We start from the raw sequence: 10,698 nt of genomic DNA, 5'->3' as shown, positions 1-10,698 counted from the left end.
TGGCCAGCGCCAGACGCAGCAGCAGGCAGGATTTGACGGCGTTGATGCGTCCGCCGGGGATGACGCCGCGTCGAATCAGATCGATCTCCGAGCCCACGAAGCCATAGGTGTTGCGCAAGATCGGTCCGCTTGTCACCCGGCTGCAGAGCACCACCGGCAAACGGGCGCACAAGGTATCGATGTTCCGGGCGACGGCGGCCGGCACATGTCCGGCCCCCATCGCCTCGATCACTACGCCGCGAAAGCCCAGTTCCGGCAGGCCCGGCAACAGACGGCCGTCATCGCCAAGGGCCAGCTTGATCAACGCAACGGGAAAATCCTCGACCCCGGTGGCGATGTCCAACTGCGGGCCGCGTGCGAGGCGAACATTGCGCTGGAAGGCGGATTCCACGACCCATCCCAGCGGTCCCTGGTTGGGCGACTGGAAGGCACTGGGCAGCACGGTATGCTGCTTTTGGACGAAGCGTGCCGCATGGACTTCGTCGTTGAGCACCACCAGGCAACCCAGTTGGCAAGCTGCCGGCGAGCTGGCCACGATGGTCGCGGCCAGCAGATTGGCCGGTCCATCGGCGCCGGCAGCCTGCGGGCCGCGCATCGCACCGGTCACTACCACCGGCTTGTGCGACTTGACCAGCAGGTCGAGGACGAAGGCGGTTTCCTCGATGGTATCGGTGCCCTGTACCACGATGGCACCGGCGATATCGCCAGCCAGCCGTGCATTGAGGATGGTGGCCATCTCGCAGAGTTGAGCCAGGGTCAGCGAGGCGCCAGGAAGGCTGGCGTAGGCGTGAATCGAAAAATCCGCTTTGCCGGCCAGGCCGGGAACAGCCTGGACCAGTTGTTCCGGGCGCAAGGCCGGGGTGATGCCACCGCCTGGCTGGGCGACCATGGTGATGGTGCCGCCGGTGGCCAGCAGGAACAGGGCGGGGATCATCTCAAGCCCTCTGTCAACTGAGCTTGCGCGCGATAGATGTCGAGGATCTCGCCACCGGTACAGAACAACACTTGCTCATGCTCGGCGATGTAGTTGTAGAGCGCGTCCAGATAACGGATGCGGTGTGGCGTTCCGGTCAGATAGGGATGCACGGAAATGGCCATGACGCGCGGCTGCTGAACGCCTTCGCGATACAGGCAATCGAACTGGTCGCGTCCGCGGCGCAGGATTTCGTCGGAGCGGTGCAGTTGAATGGCGGACATGACCACATCATTGAGTTCGACCGTATAAGGCACCGACACCATGTCGCCATGGCGGGTGCGCAGCGTCACCGGCTGATCGTCCAGTACCCAGTCCGCCACATACTCGATGCCGGCTTGGGCCAGCAGATCCAGGGTGTCGGCACTCTCGGTCAGGCCGGGGCTTTCCCAGCCACGCGGTGCGGCACCGGTAAAGGCGCGAATGGCCTGGATGGTCTTGCGGATATCCCCGGCCTGATCTTCCACCCTGTGCATGGGTTTTTGCACCAGACCATGTCCCATGAATTCCCAGCCTGCCCGCAAGGCCGCCTCACAGGCGGCCGGATAGACTTCGCAGGTACTCCCATTGAGCGCCAGCGTGGCCTTGATACCGTATGCCTCCAATACTTCCAGCAAGCGCCAGTAACCCACCCGCATCCCGTATTCATGCCAGCACCAGTTGGGAACGTCGGGCAACAATGGCTGCCCCATGGGCGGCGGCAGGACGGTGCGCGGCATGGCCGATTGCGGCAGCCAGTGCTCGATATTGACGATGGTCCAGACCGCCACCCGCGCATTTCCAGGCAGCACAAAGCGGGGACGCTGCGTGATGGGTTGGTAGCTGATCCTGTCGCGCAGGGTCAGCATCGGATCATTGATGTCAGACATGGTCATTCCTTGCTGTTGAGGAGAGAAGGCCGCCGCGCCCAAGCCTTGACCATCCCCTTGTGCGCAGTGATTTGGCGCAAGATATGCAGCTAGAATCCCCCGGTCAACGCAGTAGCCTGAGAGTTTTGCCATGTGAAACTTTTGCTGGGGGGAGGGCAGTTTGAAGCACACCGAGGATAAAAACAGCGACGGCACGCAAGCCATCATGCGCGCGGTGATGGCCTTGAAGCTGGCGGCCCAGCAGGTTCAAAGCGGTGTGCGTGTGACTGACGTGGCGCAGGTGCTGGGAGTCTCCAAGCCCACCGCCCATCGCATCTTGCGTGCGCTTGCGCAAGAAGGACTGCTGGAGCAGCATGGCGCTGCCCGTCGTTATCAACTGGGCTCGCTGTTGTTCGATCTGGGCATGGCGGCGGCGCCTTTCTTCAATCTGGGCCAGCACAGTTTGTCCATCCTCGAACAATTGGCAGCAGCCAGTGGTGATAGCAGCTTCCTGTTCGTGCGCAGTGGCGAAGATGCCATCTGCGTGCAGCGTGCCATCGGCCCGGCGGCTCGGCAGACGCCGATGCTGCCGGTGGGCAGCCGGCAACCGCTGGGCGTGAGCGCTGGCGGCTTGGCCTTGCTGGCCTTCCTGCCCTCTGCGGAGCAGGAAGAAGTGCTGGAAAAGATCGAGGCCCGCATCGAAGCCTACGGCCAACTCCGGGCGCCGCAGGTACGTCGCCTGATCCACCAGAGTCGCACCGATGGCTACGCCTGGATCCACAATCATGCCGTTCCGGGAACCGGCGCCGTGGGCTTGCCCATCGTCGACTCGGGAGGATGCGTGGTGGCGGCCGTGACGGTGGCTGCCTCATGGACGCGCATGGATCGTCATCACATCAGTCACGTGTTGCCCATGCTGCGAAGGGCAGTGCAGCAAACGGGAAATCTCTTGCTGCAACAGGTGCGCAAGCCTCAGTGATTCTTGCCAGGATGAAAACAAGATGAGCGGCCCTCAGGCTGGCTGCATCCTGCTTTGCTTCTATTCAACATTCTCATCAGACTTGCTCACTATTGTTGTTATTGTTCATCAATGCCGCGTCGCGGATGCATTCTTGCGTCGACACCCCGATAATTCCCGACTATTTGACTCGGACTCTTTAAAATGCCCGCATCATCGCCATCTGAACACTCCCGACCACGCCTTTGCAGCGACCGTGGCCGGCTCCGGCTTTGCTGAAATGGCAACAGTGGCGTCTACTGCGTCGCAACACGGTTTCAGGAATCCGCTAAAATCGATCCTCGCTGCCGGCATTTACATTTAGTTAAGGTCTTTTATGGTCCCGCATCTTGTCACCGCTCTCAATGGTCCCCTGCTGGAGCTGGAGAAGAAAATCCTGGGCGCCACGCCGGCCATCGAACGCTGGTTCCGCATGGAGTGGCAGGAGCATACGCCGCCCTTCTATTGCTCGGTCGACCTGCGCAATGCCGGTTTCAAGCTGGCGCCGGTCGATACCAACCTGTTCCCCGGCGGTTTCAACAACCTTTCGCCGGAAATGCTGCCGCTGGCGGTGCAAGCGGCCATGGCGGCTATCGAGAAATACTGCCCGGATGCGCGCAACCTGTTGCTGATCCCGGAAAACCAGCCCGGCAATACCTTCTACCTGCAGAATATCGGCCGTTTGATGCAAATCTTCCGCCAGACCGGCCTGAACGTGCGTCTGGGGACGCTGGCGCCGGGCGCCACCAAGCCGCAGCAGATCGAGCTGCCCGACGGCACCCACATCACGCTGGAACCGCTGGAGCGCTCGGCCAATGGCCGCCGCCTGGGCCTGAAGAACTTCGACCCCTGTACCGTCCTGCTCAATAATGACCTGTCCAGTGGCGTCCCTTCGGTGCTGGAAGGGCTATATGAACAAAGCGTCCTGCCGCCGCTGCACGCGGGCTGGGCGCTGCGCCGCAAGAGCAATCACTTTGCCGCCTATGATGAGGTAGTGAAGAAATTTTCCAAGATGGTCGAGGTCGACCCGTGGATGCTCAATCCGCTCTTCACCAAGGTCGGCAATATCGACTTCCAGGACAACACCGGTACCGATGCGCTGGCCGATAGCGTCTCTTCGCTGCTGTCGAAGATCCGCAAGAAGTACAAGGAATACGGTATCAAGGAGCAGCCCTTCGTCTTCATCAAGGCCAATGCCGGCACCTATGGCATGGGCATCATGACGGTCAAGGATGCCAGCGAGATCAAGGACCTCAACCGCAAGCAGCGCAGCGGCATGTTGGCCGGCAAGGAAGGGCTGGAGGTGTCGGAGGTGATCGTGCAGGAAGGCGTGCACTCCTTCGAGCGCATCAACCAGGCCGTGGCCGAGCCGGTGGTCTACATGATCGACCGTTACGTGGTGGGCGGCTTCTACCGCGTGCACGCCGACCGTGGCGTCAATGAAAACCTCAATGCGCCCGGCGCGCATTTCGTGCCGCTGGCCTTTGCCCAGCAGCACGCTTTGCCGGACATGCACGCCAAGCCGGGGACGGCCGCGCCCAACCGTTTCTACATGTATGGCGTGGTGGCGCGATTGGCGCTGCTGGCGGCCTCGGTGGAGATGGAAAAGACCGATCCCAACCCGGAAGTCTATTAACCAATTCGCGGCCCCGCGCCAGGCTCAACAGGACCCCAGCCTCATGAAAATCGCTTTCCTCGCCGATCCGCTCGATACGTTCAAGACGTACAAGGATTCCACCTTTGCCATGATGCGCGAGTGCGCCCGTCGCGGTCACAGCCTGTATGCCTTCGAACAGGCTGATCTGGTGCTGGAGAGCGGCCTGGTGACGGCCAATGCCCGCAAGCTGACGCTGACCGGGGACACCGAGAACTGGTATCGGGCCGACAAGGCGGCATCGAGCTTCCTGTCCGAATTCGATGCGGTGATCGTGCGCAAGGATCCGCCCTTCGACATGGAATACATCTACACCACCTACCTGCTGGAGCTGGCCGAAAAGCAGGGGGCGCGGGTGTTCAACAAGCCGGCGGCGATCCGCAGTCACAACGAGAAGCTGGCCATCGCCCAGTTCCCGCAGTACACCGCGCCCACGCTGGTCACGCGCGACGACAAGCGCCTGCGCGCCTTCCATGCCGAACACCAGGACGTGATCCTGAAACCCCTGGACGGCATGGGCGGCATGGGCATCTTCCGGGTCAAGGCCGATGGCATGAACCTGGGCTCCATCATCGAAACCCTGACCGACAACGGTCAACGCACGATCATGGCGCAACGTTTCATTCCCCAGATCAGCGCCGGCGACAAGCGTATCCTCCTGATCGGCGGCAAGGTGGTGCCCAACGTGCTGGCACGCATTCCGCAGGGTAACGAGGTGCGCGGCAATCTGGCCGCAGGCGGTTTGGGCAAAGCCCAGCCGGCCTCGGCAAGGGATATCGAGATCGGCGAGGCACTGGGGCCGATCCTGTATGAACGTGGTTTGTTGCTGGTAGGATTGGACGCCATCGGCGACTATCTCACCGAGATCAACGTCACCAGCCCGACCTGCTTCCAGGAAATCACCCAGCAGACCGGGTTCGATGTGGCGGCGATGTTCGTGGACGCGCTGGAGACGGCAGCAGGAGCAAGTGCAACAACAGCGTCGGTCGGATAATGGGATCGACAGAGCATGACGGGCTGCTCGGGGAAAAGCGCGTCGCAACAGATGGCAACAATTCCATGGTCGGTATTCTTCTCTTGACGCACGCCCCGCTGGGGCAAGCCTTCGTGGCCGCCGCCACCCATGTCTTCCGTGGCCGGCCTGAACGGATGGAGGCGATCGACGTGATCGCCGACCAGAACCCGGCCGAAGTGCAAAAACTGGCCATCGAGGCGGTCGAACGCCTAGACGATGGCAGCGGTGTGCTGGTCATCACCGATGTCATGGGCGGTACGCCCTCCAACTGTACGGGCTTCCTGTGCGGTTTGGGCAACGTCCAGGTGATCGCCGGTATCAGCCTGCCCATGCTGTTGCGGGCGCTGACCTATCGCAACGATACGCTGGACGTGGTGGTTGAAATGGCGCTGGCCGGGGGCCAGAATGGTGCAGTGCGGATCGACAATCGCATCCGCGTGGCCGCTTCGGCCTGAGGGTGAGTGCGGGCGTCGCGTTGCCACATGGTTTCCCACTCCGCGCCAACAAGATAAAAACGAAAGCTGAAAATGATTCAAAAAGAACTCGAGATCGTCAACAAGCTCGGCCTGCACGCGCGTGCCTCCGCCAAGTTCACCCAGCTCGCCGGCAAGTTCAAGAGCGAAGTCTGGCTGACCTTCAACAAGCGCCGCGTCAATGCCAAGTCCATCATGGGCGTGATGATGCTGGCCGCCGGCAAGGGCAGCCTGGTGACCCTGGAAACCAATGGCGCCGATGAGCAGGAATGCTTCACCGCACTGGAGGCCCTGATTGCCGACAAGTTCGGCGAAGGGCAGTAATCTTCCCTGACCGCGCTGGCGGTATTGCGCCGCAACATCGCGGCGCGGCTGGAATGCTTCTTGCGGTGTAAGGATGATCACGCAGATATTGCGTGACATGAAACAATGTTCACCCTAGCTGCCTGTCTTGCCTTGTTTTGCCTGTTTCGCCGAGATTTGTCTCTCGCAATTGCCAAACTGCTGTTTGTTAGGTAATTTGCTCCAGGCTACCGCGCGCTGAAGCACGGCGGACTATAAGAAAACAGGCAGGAGATACGCGATGGCTTCATTCAGCTTACATGGAATCGCGGTGTCGCAAGGCATCGCCATCGGACGCGCCCACTTGATGGCGCCGGCCGCCCTGGACGTCAAACATTACCTGATCGCCGCGCCCCAGGTGGAGGCCGAGGTGGCGCGCTTGAAGAGCGCCGTCAAGGCGGTGCACCAGGAATTGCACACCATCCGCACCGAATTGCCCAAGGATGCCCCGCCCGAGCTGGGGGCTTTCATCGACGTGCATTCGCTGATCCTGTCGGACCCGCTGTTGGCCGAGGTGCCGCAGGACATCATCCGCCATCGCTACTACAACGCCGAATGGGCGCTGGTGACCCAGATCGAGGAATTGTCGGCCCAGTTCGACGACATCGAAGATCCCTACCTGCGCGAACGCAAGGCCGATATCCAGCAGGTGGGCGAACGCATCCTCAAGGTCTTGACCGGCAGCGCCGGCCATCTGCCGCCCACCGGCGAAGCCGCCGCCAACATCATCGTGGTGGCGCACGACATCTCGCCAGCCGACATGCTGCAGTTCCGCGAGAGTGCCTTTGCCGGCTTCGTCACCGACCTGGGCGGCCCCAATTCGCATACCGCCATCGTCGCCCGCAGCCTGGCCATTCCAGCTGCGGTGGGGATGCATAACGCTTCGGTGCTGGTCAAGCACGATGATGTGCTCATCATCGATGGCGATGCCGGCGTGGTCATCGTCGATCCTTCGCCGCTGGTGCTGGCGCAGTATCGGGCGCGGCAGGAAAGGCTGCTGCGTGAACGGAAGAAACTTTCACGTCTGAAGAAGACCCCGGCCATCACCCAGGATGGCGAACCGATCACGCTCTTGGCCAATATCGAGTTGCCCAACGATGCCGCGCCGGCCTTCGAAGCGGGGGCCATGGGCATCGGCCTGTTCCGCTCCGAATTCCTGTTCATGGGGCGTGCCGGGCACCTGGAGAAATTCCCCAGCGAGGATGAGCAGTTCGAGTCCTACAAGCAGGCCGTCATTGCCATGAAGGGCCGGGTGGTGACCATCCGCACGCTCGACGTGGGCGCCGACAAGCCCCTGGATGCGGATGAGGAAACTGCGCTCAACCCGGCCCTGGGCCTGCGTGCGATCCGCTATTGCCTGTCCGAGCCGCAGATGTTCCTCACGCAATTGCGCGCCATCCTGCGCGCTTCGGCCTATGGGCCCATCAAGCTCCTGGTGCCGATGATGGCGCACGCCTTCGAGATCGACCAGACGCTGTCCATGATCGAGCAGGCCAAGCAGCAACTGCGGGATCGCAAGCAGAAGTTCGATGAAGATATCCCGATCGGCGCCATGATCGAAATCCCGGCCGCGGCCCTGGCGCTGCCGCTGTTCATCAAGCGCCTGGACTTCCTCTCCATCGGCACCAACGACCTGATCCAGTACACCCTGGCCATTGACCGCGTGGATCACGAGGTGGCACATCTCTACGATCCGCTGCATCCGGCCGTGCTGTTCCTGCTGTCGACCGTGATTTCGCAGGGCCGCAAGGCTGGCATTCCGGTGTCGGTGTGCGGCGAAATGGCGGGCGACCTGAAGTGGACGCGACTGCTGCTGGGGATGGGTTTGCTGGAGTTTTCCATGCATCCCTCGCAGATCCTGTCGGTGAAAAACGAGATCTTGAACAGCGACCTGCGCCTCCTGGAGCCGCAGGTCAAGAAGGTGCTGCGCGCCACCGAACCTGCCGCCATCAACGCGGCCATGGCGCAGTTGCAGGCGCTGCAAGCCGAAGCGGTCGAGCTCGACACCAAGGTCGCGGCGCGTCGCCGCTGAAGCCGCACCCGCGGGCAGGGCCGTTTGACGGGTCTGCCCGACTTGGGTATTCTTACACCACTGCGCCGATTTGAACGGTTTGACCAACTTCAGCTTGCGGGCGCCGGGATCCTGATCCCATCTAAATGCGGCTAAAGCGAGCTTGGATCTGCTGTTCTTCCCAAGACGTAGCCCCATCGATGAGTAAGCCCGCAAGCACTGCTTCCGGGCTTTTTTGTTGCCCGCGCACGAGACTGGCCACCCGCCCGGCGAAGCGACCGCCAGTGCCACCCCGTCAAAGGCCGCCTGGCGCCGAGTCACTTACGCAGAACAATCATGTCGATCGGAATCGTATCGCCCCAGGTCATGCAGTTTGCCGAGCCGCTGCCGCTGCAAAGCGGCGCCTCGCTGGCGGACTACTCGCTGACCTATGAAACCTACGGCAGCTTGAATGCCGACAAATCCAATGCCGTGCTGGTGTGCCACGCGCTCAATGCCTCCCATCACGTGGCCGGCGTCTATGCCGACGACCCGGACAACGTGGGCTGGTGGGACAACATGGTCGGTCCCGGCAAGTCGCTGGACACCGATCGCTTCTTCGTCATTGGGGTGAATAACCTGGGCTCCTGTTTCGGCTCCACCGGCCCGATGCATCCCAATCCGGCCACCGGCCAGCCCTATGGCGCCGATTTCCCGGTGGTGACGGTGGAAGACTGGGTCAATGCCCAGGCCCGTCTGGCCGATCGGCTCGGCATCGATTGCTTTGCCGCCGTCATGGGCGGTTCATTGGGCGGGATGCAGGCGCTGGCCTGGAGCATGATGTACCCGGATCGTCTGCGCCACTGCCTGGTGATCGCCTCCACGCCCAAGCTGTCGGCCCAGAACATCGCCTTCAACGACGTGGCGCGGCAGGCCATCCTGACCGATCCGCAATACCACGGCGGCGACTTCTATGCGCATGGCGTGGTGCCCAAGAATGGCTTGCGGGTGGCGCGCATGGTGGGCCACATCACTTATCTGTCGGATGATGACATGGCCGAGAAATTCGGCCGCGACCTGCGCTCGGGGCAGTACCAGTTCGGCTATGGGGTGGATTTCGAGATCGAATCCTACCTGCGCTACCAGGGCGACAAGTTCTCCACCTACTTCGACGCCAACACTTACCTGCTCATCACCAAGGCGCTGGACTACTTCGACCCGGCGCGCGAATTCGGCGGTGACCTGGCCAAGGCGTTCGCGCGCACTCGGGCCAAGTTCCTGCTGGTGTCCTTCACCACCGACTGGCGCTTCTCGCCCGAACGCAGCCGCGAGATGGTGCAGGCGCTGGTGGCCAACAAGCGCCGCGTGAGCTATGCCGAAATCGACGCCCCGCACGGGCATGACGCGTTTCTGCTGGACGATGCGCGCTACATGAAGGTGGTGCGCGAGTACTACGCCAGCATCTGGAATGAACTGCAGCAGGAGGGCCGCGCATGACTTTCGAACAATTGAGCGCACTGCGCCCCGACCTGGCCTTCATCGCCCACTGGGTGCGCGAGAAGTCGCAGGTGCTGGACCTGGGCTGCGGCGATGGGGTGATGCTGGATTACCTGCAAAGCGACAAGGGCTGCTCGGGCTATGGGGTGGAGATCGACGATGCCCAGATCCCCAAGTGCGTGGCGCGCAATGTCTCGGTGATCCAGCAGGACTTGAACGGTGGCCTGGCCATGTTCGAGGACAATGCCTTCGATACCGTGCTGTGCCTGTCGGCACTGCAGATGGTCAAGGATGTGGAGGGGACGCTGCGCGAGATCGCCCGGGTCGGGCGCGAGGTGACGGTTTCCTTCCCCAACTTTGCCTACTGGCCGCACCGCGTGGCGCTCTTGCGCGGGCGCATGCCGGTGTCCAGGAGCCTGCCGTACCAGTGGTATGATACGCCGAACCTGCGCTGCGCCACGATTCGGGACTTCGAGGCGCTGGCCAACGAGCTGGGGTTGGAAGTGCTGGAATGCGTCGCCTTGAAGGACGGCAAACCGGTGCGCTACCTGCCCAACTGGCGCGGCAGCCTGGCGGTGTTCAGGCTGCGCAAGAAATAAGCACAACGCTTCAAAGCAAAAAGCTTCACCATGCTTTGCTCACGCCGGTCTGGCAGCGCCTAATCGCTTGCCACCGGCGTTTTTTCTTTCATATCCTGCCTTTTCCGAGCCGACCCGCCCATGACCGCACCTGCCGCTTCCTGGCAACAATACCTGAACCGGCGCATGTTGATCTGCGTCTTTCTCGGCTTTACTTCCGGCCTGCCGCTGTTCATCCTCCTGAGCCTGTTGCAGGCCTGGCTGGCCAAGTCGGGGCTCAATGTGAAGACCCTGGGACTGTTGCGCTGGTGATGTCCCCATACCTGAAAAT

The 10,698-nt window shown here is 62.0% G+C and carries 11 protein-coding genes and 1 pseudogene; 10 read left to right on the top strand and 2 right to left on the bottom strand.

What is annotated here, in order from left to right:
* On the bottom strand, positions 1–934 hold a 934-nt coding region (locus I5W_RS06545; protein ID WP_044528624.1), incomplete at its 3' end, for an asparaginase.
* On the bottom strand, positions 931–1,842 hold the full coding sequence (locus I5W_RS06540) for a polysaccharide deacetylase family protein (protein WP_083893474.1): 912 nt from the start codon (positions 1,840–1,842) through the stop codon (positions 931–933). The genes I5W_RS06545 and I5W_RS06540, both read right to left, overlap by 4 nt.
* A gap of 160 nt (positions 1,843–2,002) precedes the next feature.
* Here I5W_RS06540 and I5W_RS06535 point away from each other — a divergent pair, with 160 nt between their 5' ends.
* From I5W_RS06535 to I5W_RS31085, 10 genes and pseudogenes are all read left to right on the top strand, one after another.
* Positions 2,003–2,800: an IclR family transcriptional regulator gene (locus tag I5W_RS06535; RefSeq protein WP_252716918.1), complete on the top strand. Its 798-nt coding sequence runs from the start codon at positions 2,003–2,005 to the stop codon at positions 2,798–2,800.
* A 22-nt stretch (positions 2,801–2,822) separates the two neighbouring features.
* The gene (locus tag I5W_RS31090; protein WP_148289045.1) at positions 2,823–3,143 is read left to right on the top strand and encodes a hypothetical protein; all 321 of its coding nucleotides are present in this window, start codon (positions 2,823–2,825) and stop codon (positions 3,141–3,143) included.
* Between the two features lie 12 nt (positions 3,144–3,155).
* A complete protein-coding gene (gene gshA / locus I5W_RS06530; RefSeq protein WP_044528623.1) occupies positions 3,156–4,454 on the top strand; it encodes a glutamate--cysteine ligase in 1,299 nt (432 codons plus the stop codon).
* 43 nt (positions 4,455–4,497) lie between these two features.
* Entirely contained in the window at positions 4,498–5,466 is a 969-nt protein-coding gene (gshB, locus tag I5W_RS06525) for a glutathione synthase (RefSeq protein ID WP_017452641.1), read from the top strand.
* Between the two features lie 65 nt (positions 5,467–5,531).
* The gene (locus I5W_RS06520) at positions 5,532–5,942 is read left to right on the top strand and encodes a PTS sugar transporter subunit IIA (RefSeq protein WP_171426925.1); all 411 of its coding nucleotides are present in this window, start codon (positions 5,532–5,534) and stop codon (positions 5,940–5,942) included.
* A gap of 72 nt (positions 5,943–6,014) precedes the next feature.
* Entirely contained in the window at positions 6,015–6,284 is a 270-nt protein-coding gene (locus I5W_RS06515; RefSeq protein ID WP_017452639.1) for an HPr family phosphocarrier protein, read from the top strand.
* 259 nt (positions 6,285–6,543) lie between these two features.
* The gene (ptsP, locus tag I5W_RS06510; protein WP_044528622.1) at positions 6,544–8,334 is read left to right on the top strand and encodes a phosphoenolpyruvate--protein phosphotransferase; all 1,791 of its coding nucleotides are present in this window, start codon (positions 6,544–6,546) and stop codon (positions 8,332–8,334) included.
* A 315-nt stretch (positions 8,335–8,649) separates the two neighbouring features.
* On the top strand, positions 8,650–9,789 hold the full coding sequence (metX, locus tag I5W_RS06505; RefSeq protein ID WP_017452637.1) for a homoserine O-succinyltransferase MetX: 1,140 nt from the start codon (positions 8,650–8,652) through the stop codon (positions 9,787–9,789).
* A complete protein-coding gene (gene metW, locus I5W_RS06500; protein ID WP_017452636.1) occupies positions 9,786–10,388 on the top strand; it encodes a methionine biosynthesis protein MetW in 603 nt (200 codons plus the stop codon). Before metX ends, metW begins: the two co-directional genes overlap by 4 nt.
* A gap of 120 nt (positions 10,389–10,508) precedes the next feature.
* A pseudogene (locus tag I5W_RS31085) lies at positions 10,509–10,698 on the top strand (AmpG family muropeptide MFS transporter); the annotation flags it as partial.

The organism is Herbaspirillum sp. B65 (assembly GCF_000333555.1).
GTDB classification, from domain to species: domain Bacteria; phylum Pseudomonadota; class Gammaproteobacteria; order Burkholderiales; family Burkholderiaceae_D; genus Herbaspirillum; species Herbaspirillum rubrisubalbicans.
Note: the sequence above shows the minus strand (reverse complement) of the source record. Positions and strands in the feature narration are given on the sequence as shown.